The organism is Paraburkholderia sp. CI2, assembly GCF_014201055.1.
Classification (GTDB): domain Bacteria; phylum Pseudomonadota; class Gammaproteobacteria; order Burkholderiales; family Burkholderiaceae; genus Paraburkholderia; species Paraburkholderia tuberum.
In genome coordinates, this window is sequence record NZ_JACHDL010000004.1 from 119206 (window position 1) to 134666 (window position 15461).

Genomic DNA, 15461 nt, shown 5'->3' on the forward strand with positions numbered 1-15461 from the left:
TCCGTAGCGAGAGAGCGGTATGGAAGCGGTTCAAAGCTCATAGGTTTCGTGTTCGCCCTTCAGCGCCTGCTCGATCAGCTTGCGGCTCAGGCTCGGCGACAGCAGCTCGACGAGCGTGTACACGTAGCTGCGCAGATACGCGCCCTGTTTCAGCGCGACGCGCGTCACGTTGCTGCCGAACAGATGGCCGACCGGCATCGCGCGCAAATGGCGGTCGCGCTCGGCGTTGAACGCGATGTCGGCCATGATGCCGACGCCGAGGCCCAGCTCGACGTAGGTCTTGATCACGTCGGCGTCGATCGCCTCGAGCACGATGTCCGGATGCAGCCCGCGCAGGCGGAACGCCTCGTTGATCTTGGTGCGGCCGGCGAACGCGTTGTCGTACGTAATCAGCGGGTACTGGGTCAGGTCGTCGAGCGATAGCAGCTTGCGCTCGAGCAGCGGATGGTCGGGCTGCAGCACCGCGACGTGGTGCCACTGGAAGCAGGGCAGCGACACCAGATCCTTGTAGTTCGAGATCGCCTCGGTCGCGATCGCGAGGTCGGCCTGGTCGTGCAGCACCATTTCGGCGACCTGGGTCGGGCTGCCTTGCAGAATTGAAAGGTGAACCTTCGGAAAGCGCTTCTTGAACTCGGCGATCGCCGCGGGCAGCGAGTAGCGCGCCTGCGTGTGGGTCGCGGCGATCGTCAGGTTGCCCTGATCCTGCGCCGCGAAGTCCTTGCCGACCCGCTTCAGGCTTTCCACTTCCTGCAGGATTTTTTCGACCGACTCCAATATGATGCGGCCCGGCTCGGTCAGCGAGCGCACGCGCTTGCCGTGGCGGGTAAAGATTTCGACGCCAAGTTCGTCCTCCAGCTCGATGATCGCCTTCGAGACGCCCGGCTGGCTCGTAAACAGCGCCTTGGCCGCTTCGGTGAGGTTGAAGTTCTGCCGCACAGCCTCGCGGACGAAGCGGAATTGGTGCAGGTTCATATATAACCTCGCCGCATATAAAAAGAATTTTTTAGTCGTTTGAAATATAAGGCGAGTTTATTACGATCTGTCCATCTTTTTCAATATGGATATCTGTATTTGTTATAAGCAAATGAGCGATGGGTCTAAACGTTCGCTTGCGATAGCTGACAAAGCCGGTATTCAAGCCGCGGCCGATCCGGACGGTCGCGTGTCACGCAAGTTTCGAAAAAATTGGGGCCCCCGAATGTACCAATACGATCAGTACGACCAGACCATCGTCGATGAACGGGTCGCGCAGTACGCCGATCAGGTTCGCCGCCGCTTGTCGGGCGAATTGAGCGAAGAGGAATTCCGTCCGCTGCGCCTGCAGAACGGTCTGTATTACCAGCGCCACGCGTACATGCACCGCATCGCGATTCCGTACGGCAACTTGCGCAGCGACCAGATGCGCGTGCTCGCGCAGATCGCGCGCGAACACGACCGCGGCTACGGCCATTTCTCGACGCGTTCGAACATCCAGTACAACTGGATCAAGCTCGAAGAAACGCCGGAAATCCTGCGCAAGCTCGCCTCGGTGCAGATGCACGGCATTCAGACCTCGGGCAACTGCATTCGCAACATCACCGCCGATCAATTCGCCGGCGTCGCGCCCGACGAAGTCGTCGATCCGCGTCCGTGGGCCGAAATCCTGCGTCAATGGTCGACGTTCCACCCCGAATTCGCGTGGCTGCCGCGCAAGTTCAAGATCGCCGTGTCGGGTTCGAAGGAAGACCGCGCGGCTGTGCAGATCCACGACATGGGCGTGTATCTGCGCAAGAACGAACAGGGCGAACTGGTGGCCGACATCCTCGCCGGTGGTGGTCTGGGCCGCACGCCGATCGTCGGCGCGGTGATCCGCCGCGATCTGCCGTGGCAGCACCTGCTGACCTACTGCGAAGCCGTGCTGCGTGTGTACAACCGCTACGGCCGCCGCGACAACATGTACAAGGCGCGTATCAAGATTCTGGTGAAGGCGCTGTCGCCGGAGAAGTTCGCCGCGCAGGTCGAAGAAGAGTGGCAGCACCTGAAGGACGGTCCGTCGACGCTCACCCAGGCCGAAGTGGATCGCGTGACGCAATACTTCGCGCCGCCCGCTTACGACAAGCTGCCGGACACCGACACGTCGTTCGAAAAGCATCTGCTGGAAAACCGCGCGTTCGCGCGCTGGGTCGAGCGTAACGTGCGTCCGCACAAGGTGGCGGGCTACGCGTCGGTCACGCTGTCGCTGAAGCCGACCACGGTTGCGCCGGGCGACGCGACGGACGTGCAGATGGACGCGGTCGCCGACTGGGCCGACGAATACTCGTTCGGCAAGGTCCGCGTGTCGCACGAACAGAACCTGATCCTCGCCGACGTCAAGAAGCGCGACCTGTTCGCGCTGTGGGAAAAGGCCAAGGCGCAGGGTTTCGCGACGCCGAACATCGGCTTGTTGACCGACATCATCTCGTGCCCGGGCGGTGACTTCTGCTCGCTCGCGAATGCGAAGTCGATTCCGATCGCGCTCGCGATCCAGGAACGTTTCAACGATCTCGACTACGTGCACGACCTCGGCGACTTGTCGCTGAACATCTCGGGCTGCATCAACGCGTGCGGTCACCATCACGTCGGCAACATCGGCATTCTGGGCGTCGACAAGGACGGCTCCGAGTGGTACCAGGTGACGCTCGGCGGCGAGCAGGGCACCGGCGCGACCGGCGCTCACCTTGGCCGTGTGATCGGCCCGTCGTTCTCGGCCGAGGAAATGCCCGACGTGATGACGAAGGTGATCGATACGTTCGTGGAAAACCGCCAGGAAGGCGAGCGTTTCATCGATACGTACACCCGCATCGGCATCGCGCCGTTCAAGGAGCGCGTGTACGCCGCGCGTCAACCGGCTCACGCGTAACCGCGAAAGGATACTGAACAGATGGCTTCAATCATCAAGAACCGCGCGATCGTCAACGACGACTGGAGCGTCGTGCGTGCCGCGGAAGACGGCGCTTTGCCGACAGTGGCCGAACTGCCGGCCGGCAAGGTCATCGTGCCGCTGGCGCTGTGGCAGGCCGCGCGTGAAGCGCTCGTGGCCGCGCGTCAAGCCGCCGACATCGGCGTGTGGCTCGCGCCGGATAACGAACCTGCGGACCTCGTCGGCGACTTCGACAAGCTCGCCCTGATCGCCGTGGACTTCCCGGTGTTCCGCGACGGCCGTGGCTACAGCATCGGCCGTCTGCTGCGCGAGCGCTATGGCTACAAGGGCGAACTGCGCGCGATCGGCGACGTGCTGCGCGACCAGATCACGTTCATGTTCCGCTGCGGCTTCGACGCGTATGCACTGCGCGCCGACAAGGACATCAACGACGCGTTGAAAGCGTTCGACGACTTTAGCGTGCAGTACCAGGGCGCCGTGGACACGTCGCCGCTGTTCCGCCGCCGTGCCGCGCAGGCTGGCGCCGCCAAGGTCCCGGCATGAGCACCGCGCAATCGTTGAGCCCGGAGCTCGCAGCGAAGGTCGAGCGTCTCGACGCGCTGCTCGACTCGATCGCCGCGCGTCACGCGAACGTGAAGCTCGCGAGCAGCCTCGCGGCCGAAGACATGCTGCTCACGCATGCGATCCTGTCGCGCGGCGTGAAGATCGGCATCTTTTCGCTGAACACGGGGCGTCTGCATGCGGAAACGCTCGGCATGCTCGACCGCGTGAAAGAGCGCTACGGCTACGACATCGAGCAGTTTCATCCGCAGGCGGCCGCGGTCGAGCAGTATGTGAACGGGCACGGTCTGAACGCATTCTATGAAAGCGTCGAGCTGCGCAAGCGCTGCTGCGAGATCCGCAAGGTCGAGCCGCTCAATCGCGCGCTTGCCGAGGTCAGCGCCTGGGTGACCGGGCAGCGTCGCGAGCAATCGGTCACGCGTGCCGAGCTGCACCAGGAAGAGCACGACGACGCGCGCAACATCGCCAAGTTCAATCCACTCGCGGACTGGACCGAAGCCGAAGTCTGGGATTATCTTAGTGCGTTCGACGTGCCGGTCAATCCGCTGCATGCGCGCGGTTATCCGAGCATCGGCTGCGAGCCGTGTACGCGTGCGATCCGCCCCGGCGAAGACAGCCGGGCGGGGCGCTGGTGGTGGGAGTCGCGCGATACGAAGGAATGCGGCTTGCATATCACGGCGATTACTCCGATTGCGGTCGAGCGCAACGAAAACGCGTCGGCCTGAGCGCCGCGTACCGAGCTTGCGGCGCATTACTGCCGAAACCGATCTGAATATTTTCGCCCGTGCGAGCAGCGCTTGCCGGGCGAACCAACGAAGGACCCGCTATGAGCACCACGCTCGATTCCTCTGTCAACGCTCCGCTTGCCAACACGGTCAACCGGATGGATCACCTCGATTGGCTCGAAGCCGAGTCGATTCACATCCTGCGCGAACTGGTTGCCGAATGCAGCAAGCCGGCGCTGCTGTTTTCGGGCGGCAAGGACTCGGTCGTGGTGCTCGCGCTCGCGCTGAAGGCGTTCGGCCTCGGCGCGAACCGCAAAACGCAGCTACCGTTCCCGCTCGTGCATATCGACACGGGCCACAACTACGACGAAGTGATCGACTTCCGCGATCGTCGCGCGCAAGAGATCGGTGCTGAACTGGTGGTCGGCCATGTTGAAGATTCGATCAAGCGCGGCACCGTGCGTCTGCGTCGCGAAACGGATTCGCGCAATGCCGCGCAGGCGGTGACGCTGCTCGAAACCATCGAGCAGTACGGCTATACCGCGATGATCGGCGGCGCGCGCCGCGACGAGGAAAAGGCCCGCGCGAAAGAGCGCATCTTCTCGTTCCGTGACGAATTCGGCCAGTGGGACCCGAAGGCGCAGCGCCCGGAACTGTGGAGCCTGTACAACGCGCGTCTGCACAACGGCGAACACATGCGCGTGTTCCCGATCTCGAACTGGACCGAGCTCGACGTGTGGCAGTACATCGCGCGTGAACAGCTCGAACTGCCGTCGATCTACTACGCGCACCAGCGCGAGATCGTGCGCCGCAACGGCCTGCTCGTGCCGGTCACGCCGCTCACGCCGATGCGCGAAGGTGAGACGAGCGAACAGGCGCTCGTGCGTTTCCGCACGGTCGGCGACATCAGCTGCACGTGCCCGGTCGAAAGCGACGCGGACGTCATCGAAAAGATCATCGCCGAGACGGCCGTCACCGAAATCACGGAACGCGGCGCGACGCGGATGGACGACCAGGTGTCGGAAGCGGCGATGGAGCAGCGCAAGAAGCAGGGTTATTTCTAAGCACACGACTAGGGCAATGCAACCATGAGCAGTATTCATCAACCAGAAGACCTCGGCGTGCTGCGTTTCATCACCGCGGGCAGCGTCGACGACGGCAAGAGCACGCTGATCGGCCGCCTGCTGTACGACAGCAAGGCGGTATTGAGCGACCAGCTCTCGGCGCTGTCGCGCGCGAAGAACAAGCGCACCGTCGGCGATGAAATCGATCTGTCGCTGTTGACCGACGGCCTCGAAGCCGAGCGCGAGCAGGGCATCACGATCGACGTCGCCTACCGCTACTTCGCCACCGCCAGGCGTAAGTTCATCATCGCCGATACGCCGGGCCATGAGCAGTACACGCGCAACATGGTGACGGGCGCGTCGACCGCGCATGCGGCGATCATTCTCGTCGACGCGACGCGCGTGACGTTCGACAACGGCGTCGCGCAACTGCTGCCGCAAACCAAGCGTCATAGCGCGATCGTCAAGCTGCTCGGTCTGCAGCACGTGATCGTGGCGATCAACAAGATGGACCTCGTCGACTACAGCGAAGCGCGCTTCAACGAGATCCGCGACGCGTACGTCGAGCTCGCGCGTCACCTCGGTCTGCAGGACGTGCGCTTCGTGCCGGTGTCGGCGCTGAAGGGCGACAACATCGTCACGGCGAGCGAGCGCATGCCGTGGTACGCGGGCGAGCCGCTGCTCGACGTGCTCGAAGCGCTGCCGGTCGAAACCGCGAGCGGCGAGGCGCTGCGCTTTCCAGTGCAGTGGGTCGCGCGCCAGGACGGCAGCCGGGCCGACGATTTCCGCGGCTACATGGGCCGGGTCGAATCGGGCGAAGTGAAGCTCGGCGACACGATCGTCGTGTTGCCGGCCAATCGCGAAGCGACCGTGGCCGAGATCATCGCGCCGGTGGTCGGCGGCACCGCGCAGGTGGACCGTGCGTTCGCCGGTCAGACGGTGACGATCCGTCTCACCGAAGACGTCGACGTGTCGCGCGGCGACACCTTCGTGCTGCGCGAAGCGGCGCCGGAGCCGGCGAAGAAGCTCGAAGCCGACCTCTGCTGGTTCGACGACACGCCGCTGTCGACGCAGCGCAAGTATCTGCTGAAGCAGACCACCAGCACGGTGTTCGCCAGGATCGGCGCGATCAAGGAAGTGCTCGACGTGCATACGCTGTCGCAGGCGACCGATCGCAAGGAACTGGCGATGAACGACATCGGTCGTGTCGCGCTGACCTTGCAGAAGCCGCTCGTGTGCGACGCGTACGACTCGCATCAGGGCACCGGTGCGTTCGTGCTGATCGACGAGGCGACGAACCACACGGTCGCCGCCGGCATGATCCGCGCGTTTTCCGCCTGAGCACGGCAAGGCTAGCAGGCGACGGATGGGCCACACAGGCGGCGCAACGCGCCGCCGCGTACGCTCCAACGAACAGGTTGATGTCAATGGGTAAGGTTTATCTGATCGGCGCGGGACCCGGTGCCGCGGACCTGATCACGGTGCGCGGCGCGCGGCTGCTCGGCGCCGCCGACGTCGTGCTGCACGACGCGCTGGTCGAGCCGGCGATGCTCGACTACGCGCCCGCGCGCGCGAAGCGCATTGCGGTCGGCAAGCGCTGCGGCCAGCTATCGACGGCCCAACAGTTCATCAACAAGCAGATCGTCGATGCGGCTTTGGAGCACGACGTAGTCGTGCGTTTGAAGGGCGGCGATCCGATGCTGTTCGGCCGCGCCGACGAAGAGATGCGCGCGCTCGAAGCCGCGGGCATCGAGTATGAGGTCGTGCCGGGTATCACCGCCGCACTGGCGAGCGCGGCCACGCTGAAGCGTTCGCTGACGCTGCGCGGCGTGTCGCGCAGCGTCGCGCTCGCGACGTTCAGCCGCGCGCCAGGTTCCGATGAGATCCGCGAGCAGGTCAACGCCGATTCGCTGGTGTTCTACATGGGCCGCGACAGCGGCGTCGAAATCGCGCAGCAACTGATCGATGCTGGCAAGCCCGCGACGACGCCCGTGGCGATCGTCGAGGCGTGCAGCACGCCGCGCGAACGCATGCTGACGCTGACGTTGGAAGATCTTGCGGCCGGCGAAGCGCAGCGCTGGGTCGATGCGTCGCAGCCGAGTCTGTTGATGATCGGCGAGGCGTTCGCGGCGCGGCAGACCGAGGCGAAGCGCTCGTCGAACGGGATGCTGGTCGCGGCCTGAATATCCTCGGCGGGGCCGACCCGAGAGCGGCGAATCTGAGCAACCAGAACGAAAAAATCAGAGCTGCCGCAGGCAATACTGCGCGAGCGCATCGAGCACCGAATCATCCTCGCCGACTGCCACCGCGCAGTGAATCTCGACACCGGGATGCGCGGCGCGGCAATGATCGACGATCGCGGGCAAATCCTTGCGGACATGACCGCCTTGCCCGAAGAACACCGGCACCACGGTGATCGCATCGCAGCCTTGCGTGACGAGTTGCGCGACGGCCGTCGGCAGGTCGGGTTCCATCAGTTCGAGAAAGGCGAGCGTAACCGCAGGAGCTTCGCCCGTCGCCGCGCGCGCGGCGCGCAGCTTGTCGGCGAGCCGTTCGAACGGCTCGCGCCAGCGCGCATCGCGCGCGCCGTGGCCAAACAGAATCAGTCCGTGCATAGCCATCGCATCAGCTCCTGACGATGCCCCTCAACGCACTGGCGTTAGTGCCGGTCGACCCACTTCAAGCCGACGAGCCCCAGCACCAGGTAGACGAGCCCAGGTGTCGCCGCGGTCAACGGCGCGGGCCACGTATTGAGTGTGCCGATATGCGAGAACAGCGTGTTGAACAGCTGGAAGCTCATGCCGAGCATGATGCCGCCGAACACCTTCACGCCGACCACGCCCGCGCGCGTATGCAGATACGCGAACGGCAGCGACAGCACCAGCATCACGAACACCGCGAACGGATACAGCACCTTGCGCCACAGCGCGATTTCATAGCGCTGCGTGTCCTGATGGTTTTCGGTCAGATGCTGGATATAGCGGAACAGATTGAACATCGACATCCGGTCCGGCGACACCAGCAGCACCGACAGGATCTGCGGCGTCAGCTCCGAGCGCAGCGAATACTCGGGCAGCGTGACCTGCTTCGCGCGATAGACCGGATTGAGCGCATCTGCCGGCGTACCCGGAGCGGGGGCCACGTCGAGCAGTTGCGTATCGGTCACGCCGGTCAGCAGCCAGTGGCCCGGCGGCTGATAGCGGCCGCTCTGCGCGATGCGAATGTTCGTCAGGCGGAACTTCGAATCGAACTCGTAGATGCGCACGTTGCTGATCGTCGCGTCGGGCTTCAGCTCGCCGACGTTGACGAAGCGCGTGACCTGCTCGCCGTCGGCGCGCTCGGTCAGCGTGTCCTTGACCCACACGCCCGACTGGAAGTTGCTTGACACCGACGAGCCGAGCGCCTCGAGCCGCACGCGCTCGGAGAGCTGATCCGTATACGGGCCGACCACTTCGCCGATCAGATAGGTGACGATCACGAGCGGAATGCCGATCTTCAGCAGCGAGCGCAGCGCCTGATTCGTCGCGAGGCCTGATACGCGGAAGATCGTGTATTCGGAGTTCGCCGCCATCTGCGCGAACACGTAGATCGCGCTGATCAGCGCCGCGACCGGAATGATTTCGTAGAAACGCGACGGCGTTTGCAGCGCGACGCGCAGCACCGCGTACTGAAACTTGTAGTTGCCGTGGCCGACCGAGTTCAGTTCGTTGATCAGGTCGAAGAAGAAGAACAGACCTGAAAATGCAAACAGGATGAACACGAACGTGAGATAGATCTGACGCGCGAAATACCTTTCATAAATGCGCATCGCTCAGGCTCCCTGCGAACGGCTGAACATGGCGCGCGTAAATAGCGGCCGGTTGCGCACCCGCATCCAGAAGATGAACGCGACGATCCCGAGCACGATCACATGCAGGATCACGAGCCCGACGCCGAACGACATCTTGCCCTGCTCGATCCACGCCTGCACGACGTTCAGCAGATTCGAATAAGTGAGGTAGATCAACACGGCCATCACGAGGTTGATCGTGCGGCTGCGCCGCGGGTTCTGGTGCGCGAGCGGAATGGCGAGCAGCATCAGGTTGATCGCGATCAACGGAAGACCCGCGCGCCACGCGAATTCGGCGAGGTTCTCTTTAGTGGGATTGCGCAGCAGCGTGAGCGTCGGCAAGCCGGTGGTGGTCGGCGTATTGACGACCGGCTGGCTCTGGATCTTCACGCCGTAGCGCTCGAACTCCATGATGCGGAAATCGGGGTGGCCCGGTTCGCCGTCGTAGCGGCGGCCGTTTTCCAGCACGACGAAGCGGTCGCCGTTCTTGTGCGTCTCGATGTGGCCGTTCTTCGACACCACGACGTTGATCTTGCCGCCCTCGGTGCTCGTCACGAACACGTTTTCCACATGTCCCTGGTCGGGCGACATCTTCTCGATGAAGAACACGCGATGCGTGGTCGGCGATTCGCGGAACTGCCCCGGCGCGAGCAGCGAGACTTCGTCGCGCTGCTGGAAGCGCGCGCGGATCAGCTTGCTCTGCTGGTTCGACCACGGCCAGCCGACGAACACGAAGAACATGATCAGGATGATGATCGGCGTGGCGAAAATGCCGATCGGCTTGATGAATTGCGTGAGACTGACGCCCGAGGACAGCCACACGACCATCTCGGAGTCCTGGTACCAGCGCGTGAGCACGAACAGGATCGACACGAACAGCGTCGCGACGAGCATGATGGCCAGATAGCCGATTACGGTGAGGCCGATCAGGACCAGCACGTCGCGCGGGTCGACCTCGCCCGAGGCCGCGAAGCCGACGATGCGGATCATCATCGTCGTCAGCACGAGCGTGAGGAGAACCATGAACACGGCGCCAGCCGTGTACGCGAGCTCGCGCTGGAGGGAGCGTTCAAAGATCATTGTTGATGACGAGAGGGGGCGCTCACGGCGACGCGGGGGTGTTCGTTCCCGTCACGCCTCCGGTGCAGCCGCCGCGGGAAAAATAGCGGATAATTGCGGCTTTCATCTTAAGCCCAGATTTTATCCGAGGACAAGCGCGATGGACTTTAGCATAAAAGCCTGTGATTGGACCAAAGGCTCGACGAACGGTTTCCTGACCGGGAAATCCGATTGCATCGTGATCGGCGTGTTCGAGTCGCAAACGCTGTCGGGCGCCGCGCTGGAGATCGACGCGGCCACCAAGGGCCTGCTCACGCGCGTCATCAAGGCAGGCGACATGGACGGCAAGGCGGGTACCACGCTGTTCCTGCACGAGGTGTCGGGCATCGGCGCGTCGCGCGTGCTGCTCGTCGGGCTCGGCAAACAGGACGCTTTCAGTCAGAAAGCCTACGGCGAGGCGGTCCGCGCCGCATGGCGCGCGCTGCTCGGCACGAAGATCGTGCAGGTCACGTTCACGCTCGCGCAACTGCCGGTGCTCGAACGCACGGCCGACTGGTGTGTGCGCGCCGCGATCCTCGCGCTGCGCGAGTTGACCTACCGCTTCACGCAACTGAAGAGCAAGCCGGACAACACGCCGCGCGCGTTGAAGCGCATCGTGTTCAGCGTCAACACCGGTGACGAGAAGGCCGCCAAGCTCGCCGCCAGGCAGGGCACCGCGCTCGCCAACGGCATGGACCTGACGCGCGAGCTCGGCAATCTGCCGAGCAACGTCTGCACGCCGACCTATCTGGCGAACACCGCGAAGAAGCTCGCGAAAGACTGGAAGCTGAAGGTCGAGGTGCTCGGCGAGAAACAGTGTGAAGCGCTGAAGATGGGCTCGTTCCTGTCGGTCACCGCGGGCGCGGTCGAGCCGGCGCAGTTCATCGTGCTGCAGTACCAGGGCGCCGCCGCGAAGGCCGCGCCGGTCGTGCTGGTCGGCAAGGGCGTCACGTTCGACACGGGCGGCATCTCGCTGAAGCCGGGCGAGGGCATGGACGAGATGAAATACGACATGTGCGGCGCGGGCTCGGTGCTCGGCACGCTGCGCGCGGTCGCCGAGTTGGGCCTGAAGATCAACGTGGTCGGCATCATTCCGGCCGTCGAGAACATGCCGTCGGGCACGGCCACCAAGCCGGGCGACATCGTCACCAGCATGAAGGGCCTCACGATCGAGGTGCTGAACACCGACGCCGAGGGCCGCCTGATTCTGTGCGACGCGCTCACCTACGCGGAGCGCTTCAAGCCGGCCGCGGTCATCGACATCGCGACGCTGACGGGCGCCTGCATCATCGCGCTCGGCCATCACAACAGCGGCCTGTTCTCGAAGGACGACGCGCTCGCCGGAGAACTGCTTGACGCGTCGCGCGAAGCGGCCGACCCGGCATGGCGCCTGCCGCTCGACGACGAGTACCAGGACCAGCTGAAGTCGAACTTCGCGGACGTCGCGAATATCGGCGGGCGTCCGGCGGGCAGCGTGACGGCCGCGTGCTTTCTGTCGCGTTTCACGGATTCGTACCCGTGGGCGCATCTCGACATCGCCGGCACCGCGTGGAAGAGCGGCACCGCGAAGGGCGCGACGGGCCGTCCGGTGCCGCTGCTCGCGCAGTTCCTGATCGACCGCGCCGGCCAATGACGCAGTGCGGTAAGCGCGCGCACGGCGCGCGGCAAGCGGCGCGGAGCGGCCGATGACGAGAATCGACTTTCACTCGAACGTCGGCGATTCGCTGCTGTACGCGTGCCGCCTCGTGCGCAAGGCGTATCTGGCGGGCCAGCCGCTCGTCGTGCTGGCCGAGCCCGCGCGCCTGCGCGCCTTCGACGAAATGCTGTGGACCTTCTCGCCGCTCGACTTCGTGCCGCACTGCATGGCGGGCGCGCCGCTTGCCACCGACACGCCCGTCGTGCTGGCCACGAATCTCGACGACGTGCCGCATCATCAGGTGCTGCTCAATCTGGGCGCATCGGTGCCGGCGCAGTTCGCGCGCTTCGAAAGATTGCTCGAAGTGGTCGGTAACGCACACGAGGAACTCGCCGCGGGCCGCGAGCGCTATCGCTTCTATCGCGATCGCGGCTATGCTTTGAACAACTACAAGCAGGGCGGCTAGTTCGTTGCGCTGCGCGTCATGGCCGCGAGGAACGCGGCATGCGGACCGCCTGCCCTGGCTTCGACTCAAACACGGAGAGCGCACGTGTCCGATCCCCACGACAATTCGATTCCGGTCCTGAACGAGGTCCTCGTGCCGGGCCGCGCGCGCGAGACGCGCGAGGCGTCGACCGATGCCGCCGCGCCTGCATCCCAGCCGGGTGCCGAGCCCGCAAGCCCAGCCGTCGCGCAACCGGCGGCGGTGCCCGAGCCCGCTTCCCGCACGGAGCCCGCGTTCGTGCCACCGCCCGTGCATCGAGCCGACCCGACGCTGGCGCCCGAGCCGGTACTCGCGCCCCAACCGGTGCCCACGCCCGAGCAACTGAGTTCGCCGGAGCCCGTGCTCGTGCCGGAGCCGATGCCGACGCGAGAAGCCCCGCATGCGGCGGAGCATGAGCCTCTCGCGCAGACCGAGCTTCATCAGCCGCACGTGGCTGATCACACGCGCCCGAGAAAACACGCACGGCCGCATCACGGCATTCATGTGCGACATGGGCATGACGACTTGCATGAGGACGTGGAGGTGTCGCCCGGCGTGTTCGATCGTACCGAGCCCTTCATACCGCTCGAAGCCGGCGCGACCGTGCCGCCGGATATCGACCATGAAGGCGCGCACGAAGCCGCTCCCGCTCAGCCCACACTCGATGCCGACGCACTCGCCGCACGTTTGCACGGACGCTTCCAGCGTTTTCTGACGGGCGAGGGGCGCGGCATCATCGAGGCGCGCTGCCGTGATGCAGTGCAGCAGCACACGAGTCTGCTCGTGAGCCAGATCACGCGCGAGGTCGCGCAGACGCTCGAAGCCGAGATGACCGACTGGGTACGTGAAGCGGTGGAAGAAGAAATCGCGCGGCGCTCGCGTTGACGCCGCGGTGACCTGAGAGCGCCGTTATTTGAGCGTCAGCACCCAAGCCGCCAGCGTGGCCGCCTGATCGGGCGTCAGTTGCGTGTTCGCGGGCATCGGCACGGTTCCCCATACGCCGGTGCCGCCATCGAGGATCTTGCGCTTCAGATAGGAGGCGGCGTCGTTGCGGCCCGCATAGCGGGCTGCAACGTCGTGCAGCGCCGGCCCCATGAACGGGCGAGTGACCGAGTGGCAGCTCATGCAGTTCTTCTGCTGGGCGAGCGCGAGCCCGGCTGTTTCGGCTCGGGCTGCGGGACTGGCGGCGCTCAATGCGGCGGCGAGCGCAACAGTGGCTGCCACGGCTGCGTACGACATCGATTTCATTATGGTCTCCGCCAGTGCAGATGCCCGGCTCGTGGTGCACGCATTATAAGAGCAATGGGGCGCACGGATTTTCGTGCGCCCCTTGCGTTTTCGCGTAACGTGGCGGCGGGTTATCCCTGTCGGGGCGGGCCACGCCGGCCGCGGTCATTACCCCGTCACCGCCCCTCGATTCGCCGGCTGCGCGAGCGCGAAATACTTGGCCATCACGCCGCGTGTGTAGCGCGGTTTCGGCGCCTGCCATGCGGCGCGGCGGCGCTGCAGCTCGGCATCGTCGATGTTCAGTTGCAGCAGCAGCCGGTGCGCGTCGATCGTGATCGAATCTCCTTCCTGCACGAGCGCGATCGTGCCGCCGACGAACGCCTCCGGCGCGACGTGCCCAACCACCATGCCCCAGGTGCCGCCCGAGAAGCGGCCGTCGGTGATGAGCCCGACCGATTCGCCGAGCCCCTTGCCGATGATCGCCGAGGTCGGCGCGAGCATTTCCGGCATGCCGGGGCCGCCCTTCGGGCCAAGATAGCGCAGCACGACGACGTCGCCGGCGACGATCTTGTCGGCGAGGATCGCTTCGAGCGCGCTCTGCTCGTCGTCGAACACGCGCGCCGGGCCCGTGATGACGGGGTTCTTGAGCCCGGTGATCTTGGCGACCGCGCCGTCTTCGGCCAGATTGCCCTTCAGGATCGCGAGATGGCCTTCGGCGTAGAGCGCCTTGTCGATCGGGAAGATCACCTGCTGATCGCTGCGCGGCTTGGCTGGTACGTCCTTCAACTCCTCGGCGATCGTTTTGCCGGTGATCGTCATGCAATCGCCGTGCAGAAGCCCGGCGTCGAGCAGGATCTTCAGCACCTGCGGAATGCCGCCCGCCTTGTGCAGATCGGTGGCGACGTACTGGCCCGACGGCTTCAGGTTGCAGATCACCGGCACTTTTTTGCGCATGCGCTCGAAGTCCTCGATCGTCCATTCGATCTCGGCCGCGTGCGCGATCGCCAGGTAGTGCAGCACCGCGTTGGTCGAGCCGCCGGTCGCCATGATCAAGGCAACCGCGTTTTCGATCGACTGCTTCGTGATGATGTCGCGCGGCTTCAGATCCTTCTTGACGGCTTCGACGAGCACACGCGCCGATTCGGCGGCCGAGTCGACCTTCTCCTGGTCGGGATTCGCCATCGTCGACGAATACATGAGCGACATGCCGAGCGCCTCGAACGACGAGCTCATCGTATTGGCCGTGTACATGCCGCCGCACGAACCGGTCGACGGACACGCATTTTTCTCGATGCCCTCGAAATCCTCCTGCGACATGCGGCCCGCCGTGAATTCGCCGACCGCCTCGAACGACGATACGATCGTCAGATCGGTGCCTTTCCAGTTGCCCGGCCGGATCGTGCCGCCGTACACGTAGATGCCCGGCACGTTCATGCGCGCGAGGCCGATCATGCCGCCCGGCATGTTCTTGTCGCAGCCGCCGATCACGACCACGCCGTCCATCCATTGCCCTTGCACGCAGGTCTCGATGCAATCGGCGATCACCTCGCGCGACACGAGCGAGTACTTCATGCCCTCGGTGCCCATTGACATGCCGTCCGAGATCGTCGGCGTGCCGAAGGTCTGCGGGTTCGCGTCGGCGCGCCTGATCGCGGTGACGGCCGCGTCGGCGAGACGCTGCAGGCCGGCGTTGCACGGCGTAATCGTCGAGTGGCCGTTGGCGACGCCGATCATCGGTTTGTCGAAATCCTCCTTCTGGTAGCCGAGCGCGTAGTACATCGAGCGATTCGGTGAACGCGCGATGCCTTGCGTGATGTTCTTCGAACGACGGTTGTAGGCCATGGGGAGCTCCAGTCTGGCTGTTCTGATGAAAGCGCGCGGCGGCGTCCGCGCGCGCATCCGTTCAGTGTAGTTCCGCCAGACCGTGCAAACCGGCGG

The 15461-nt window shown here is 64.6% G+C and carries 15 protein-coding genes; 9 read left to right on the forward strand and 6 right to left on the reverse strand.

Annotation, left to right across the window (positions count from 1 at the left end; all coding sequences use genetic code 11):
• Positions 1–30: 30 nt before the first annotated feature.
• The gene (locus HDG32_RS07935; RefSeq protein WP_184065266.1) at positions 31–972 is read right to left on the reverse strand and encodes a CysB family HTH-type transcriptional regulator; all 942 of its coding nucleotides are present in this window, start codon (positions 970–972) and stop codon (positions 31–33) included.
• A gap of 226 nt (positions 973–1198) precedes the next feature.
• Here HDG32_RS07935 and HDG32_RS07940 point away from each other — a divergent pair, with 226 nt between their 5' ends.
• The 6 genes from HDG32_RS07940 (at position 1199) to cobA (ending at position 7432) form a co-directional block, all read left to right on the forward strand.
• Complete coding sequence (locus tag HDG32_RS07940; protein ID WP_184065269.1) at positions 1199–2878, forward strand: nitrite/sulfite reductase; 1680 nt, start codon at positions 1199–1201, stop codon at positions 2876–2878.
• A gap of 21 nt (positions 2879–2899) precedes the next feature.
• A complete protein-coding gene (locus HDG32_RS07945; protein ID WP_184065272.1) occupies positions 2900–3442 on the forward strand; it encodes a DUF934 domain-containing protein in 543 nt (180 codons plus the stop codon).
• Positions 3439–4185, forward strand: coding sequence for a phosphoadenylyl-sulfate reductase (locus tag HDG32_RS07950; RefSeq protein WP_184065275.1), 747 nt, complete (start codon positions 3439–3441; stop codon positions 4183–4185). The genes HDG32_RS07945 and HDG32_RS07950 overlap by 4 nt, the downstream gene beginning before the upstream one ends.
• 101 nt (positions 4186–4286) lie before the next feature.
• The gene (gene cysD / locus HDG32_RS07955; RefSeq protein WP_184065278.1) at positions 4287–5249 is read left to right on the forward strand and encodes a sulfate adenylyltransferase subunit CysD; all 963 of its coding nucleotides are present in this window, start codon (positions 4287–4289) and stop codon (positions 5247–5249) included.
• Between the two features lie 24 nt (positions 5250–5273).
• Positions 5274–6590, forward strand: coding sequence for a sulfate adenylyltransferase subunit 1 (locus tag HDG32_RS07960; protein WP_184065281.1), 1317 nt, complete (start codon positions 5274–5276; stop codon positions 6588–6590).
• Positions 6591–6676: 86 nt separating this feature from the next.
• Positions 6677–7432 (forward strand): uroporphyrinogen-III C-methyltransferase, encoded by a 756-nt coding sequence (gene cobA / locus HDG32_RS07965; protein ID WP_090803404.1) that lies wholly within the window; start codon positions 6677–6679, stop codon positions 7430–7432.
• 57 nt (positions 7433–7489) lie between these two features.
• On the opposite strand, the gene HDG32_RS07970 is transcribed toward cobA, so the two are convergent.
• From HDG32_RS07970 to lptF, 3 genes are read right to left on the reverse strand one after another with little or no spacing between them, the layout of a single operon-like run.
• The gene (locus HDG32_RS07970) at positions 7490–7870 is read right to left on the reverse strand and encodes a sirohydrochlorin chelatase (protein ID WP_184065284.1); all 381 of its coding nucleotides are present in this window, start codon (positions 7868–7870) and stop codon (positions 7490–7492) included.
• 38 nt (positions 7871–7908) lie between these two features.
• Positions 7909–9057, reverse strand: coding sequence for an LPS export ABC transporter permease LptG (gene lptG / locus HDG32_RS07975; protein WP_184065287.1), 1149 nt, complete (start codon positions 9055–9057; stop codon positions 7909–7911).
• Between the two features lie 3 nt (positions 9058–9060).
• Positions 9061–10158, reverse strand: coding sequence for an LPS export ABC transporter permease LptF (gene lptF / locus HDG32_RS07980; protein WP_184065290.1), 1098 nt, complete (start codon positions 10156–10158; stop codon positions 9061–9063).
• A 139-nt stretch (positions 10159–10297) separates the two neighbouring features.
• Between lptF and HDG32_RS07985 the strand changes: the two genes are divergently transcribed.
• The 3 genes from HDG32_RS07985 to HDG32_RS07995 all read left to right on the forward strand — a co-directional run bounded on the left by HDG32_RS07985 (position 10298) and on the right by HDG32_RS07995 (position 13181).
• Positions 10298–11809: a leucyl aminopeptidase gene (locus tag HDG32_RS07985; RefSeq protein ID WP_184065292.1), complete on the forward strand. Its 1512-nt coding sequence runs from the start codon at positions 10298–10300 to the stop codon at positions 11807–11809.
• A gap of 52 nt (positions 11810–11861) precedes the next feature.
• On the forward strand, positions 11862–12278 hold the full coding sequence (locus HDG32_RS07990; protein ID WP_184065294.1) for a DNA polymerase III subunit chi: 417 nt from the start codon (positions 11862–11864) through the stop codon (positions 12276–12278).
• 84 nt (positions 12279–12362) lie between these two features.
• The gene (locus HDG32_RS07995) at positions 12363–13181 is read left to right on the forward strand and encodes a DUF2486 family protein (RefSeq protein ID WP_184065296.1); all 819 of its coding nucleotides are present in this window, start codon (positions 12363–12365) and stop codon (positions 13179–13181) included.
• Positions 13182–13205: 24 nt separating this feature from the next.
• On the opposite strand, the gene HDG32_RS08000 is transcribed toward HDG32_RS07995, so the two are convergent.
• A complete protein-coding gene (locus HDG32_RS08000) occupies positions 13206–13544 on the reverse strand; it encodes a c-type cytochrome (RefSeq protein WP_184021035.1) in 339 nt (112 codons plus the stop codon).
• A 147-nt stretch (positions 13545–13691) separates the two neighbouring features.
• Entirely contained in the window at positions 13692–15365 is a 1674-nt protein-coding gene (gene ilvD / locus HDG32_RS08005; protein WP_184065298.1) for a dihydroxy-acid dehydratase, read from the reverse strand.
• Positions 15366–15461 lie beyond the last annotated feature (96 nt).

Bases quoted from the DNA above. Each gene is read 5' to 3' on its own strand.
- HDG32_RS07935 (WP_184065266.1), bottom strand. From the start codon at position 972: ATGAACCTGCACCAATTCCGCTTCGTCCGCGAGGCTGTGCGGCAGAAC.
- HDG32_RS07940 (WP_184065269.1), top strand. From the start codon at position 1,199: ATGTACCAATACGATCAGTACGACCAGACCATCGTCGATGAACGGGTC.
- HDG32_RS07945 (WP_184065272.1), top strand. From the start codon at position 2,900: ATGGCTTCAATCATCAAGAACCGCGCGATCGTCAACGACGACTGGAGC.
- HDG32_RS07950 (WP_184065275.1), top strand. From the start codon at position 3,439: ATGAGCACCGCGCAATCGTTGAGCCCGGAGCTCGCAGCGAAGGTCGAG.
- cysD (WP_184065278.1), top strand. From the start codon at position 4,287: ATGAGCACCACGCTCGATTCCTCTGTCAACGCTCCGCTTGCCAACACG.
- HDG32_RS07960 (WP_184065281.1), top strand. From the start codon at position 5,274: ATGAGCAGTATTCATCAACCAGAAGACCTCGGCGTGCTGCGTTTCATC.
- cobA (WP_090803404.1), top strand. From the start codon at position 6,677: ATGGGTAAGGTTTATCTGATCGGCGCGGGACCCGGTGCCGCGGACCTG.
- HDG32_RS07970 (WP_184065284.1), bottom strand. From the start codon at position 7,870: ATGGCTATGCACGGACTGATTCTGTTTGGCCACGGCGCGCGCGATGCG.
- lptG (WP_184065287.1), bottom strand. From the start codon at position 9,057: ATGCGCATTTATGAAAGGTATTTCGCGCGTCAGATCTATCTCACGTTC.
- lptF (WP_184065290.1), bottom strand. From the start codon at position 10,158: ATGATCTTTGAACGCTCCCTCCAGCGCGAGCTCGCGTACACGGCTGGC.
- HDG32_RS07985 (WP_184065292.1), top strand. From the start codon at position 10,298: ATGGACTTTAGCATAAAAGCCTGTGATTGGACCAAAGGCTCGACGAAC.
- HDG32_RS07990 (WP_184065294.1), top strand. From the start codon at position 11,862: ATGACGAGAATCGACTTTCACTCGAACGTCGGCGATTCGCTGCTGTAC.
- HDG32_RS08000 (WP_184021035.1), bottom strand. From the start codon at position 13,544: ATGAAATCGATGTCGTACGCAGCCGTGGCAGCCACTGTTGCGCTCGCC.
- ilvD (WP_184065298.1), bottom strand. From the start codon at position 15,365: ATGGCCTACAACCGTCGTTCGAAGAACATCACGCAAGGCATCGCGCGT.